General features: G+C 54.5%; 1 protein-coding gene. It reads left to right on the top strand.

Features of this window, described 5'->3' with window-relative positions:
* Positions 1–74 precede the first annotated feature (74 nt).
* Complete coding sequence (locus tag IFT98_RS20930) at positions 75–1,052, top strand: IS5 family transposase (RefSeq protein WP_008374339.1); 978 nt, start codon at positions 75–77, stop codon at positions 1,050–1,052.
* Positions 1,053–1,196 lie beyond the last annotated feature (144 nt).

The following is a 1,196-nucleotide window of genomic DNA, read 5'->3' as shown; positions in this document are numbered from 1 at the left end:
CTAGGGAAACTCTGAAAAAGGCTTCCAGATTTGGTGAAATACCCGCCTCACAGGAATCGAACGGTTGAGTCCCGATGAAACAGATGTCCTTCGCCGATGCTGAGTACGCCGGCAAACGTAAGCAGACCCGCCGTGAGCGCTTCCTGATCGAGATGGATCAGGTCGTGCCCTGGAAGGGCTTGATTGCCTTGATCGAGCCGCATTATCCGAAAGGTGAAGGCGGTCGTCCGGCGTATCCGTTGCTGGCCATGTTGCGGGTTCATCTGATGCAGAACTGGTTCGGCTACAGCGATCCGGCGATGGAAGAATCACTCTATGAAACGACGATTCTGCGCCAGTTCGCGGGGCTGCATCTGGATCGAATTCCCGATGAAACCACGATCCTCAACTTCCGGCGCCTGCTGGAAAAACATGAGTTGGCGGGCGGGATCTTGCAGGTCATCAACGGCTATCTGGGTGACCGTGGCTTGATGCTGCGCCAAGGCACGGTGGTCGATGCGACGATCATTCATGCCCCGAGTTCGACCAAGAACAAGGACGGCAAGCGCGACCCGGAAATGCATCAGACGAAAAAAGGAAATCAGTACTTTTTTGGTATGAAAGCGCACATCGGCGTCGATGCCGAATCCGGCTTGGTGCACAGCCTGGTGGGCACGGCGGCGAATGTGGCGGACGTGACTCAGGTCGATCAGTTGTTGCATGGTGAGGAAACTTACGTGTGCGGCGATGCGGGTTATACCGGTGTGGAGAAGCGTGCTGAGCATCAGAACCGCACGATGATTTGGTCGATTGCTGCGCGTCCCAGCAGCTATAGAAAGCACGGAAAAAAGAGTTTGATCGGGCGTATGCGACGCAAGATCGAATACGCCAAAGCGCAGGTGCGGGCCAAGGTTGAACATCCCTTTCGCGTGATCAAGCGCCAGTTTGGCTACACGAAAGTACGCTTTCGTGGCTTGTCGAAAAACATCGCCCAACAGACAACCTTGTTCGCATTGTCGAACCTGTGGATGGTGCGAAAACGGTTGTTGAATGCGGGAGAGGTGCGTCTGTAATGCGGGCTGATCGCCCTGAAACAGCACGATCAGAGGAAAGAGCCGTGAATTAAAGACAAGAAGGGTCTGTTTTTCGGCCGACTTGGATTTTTTGAACCTCAAGCAGCGAGGGCCTCAAAAATCGGTGGGTACTTCAGACCTTCC

The organism is Pseudomonas sp. CFBP 8770 (assembly GCF_014841705.1).
Lineage (GTDB): Bacteria > Pseudomonadota > Gammaproteobacteria > Pseudomonadales > Pseudomonadaceae > Aquipseudomonas.
Note: the sequence above shows the minus strand (reverse complement) of the source record. Positions and strands in the feature narration are given on the sequence as shown.

What these genes read in the sequence shown, in the direction of transcription:
- IFT98_RS20930 (WP_008374339.1), top strand. Translation starts at nt 75, where the DNA reads ATGAAACAGATGTCCTTCGCCGATGCTGAGTACGCCGGCAAACGTAAG.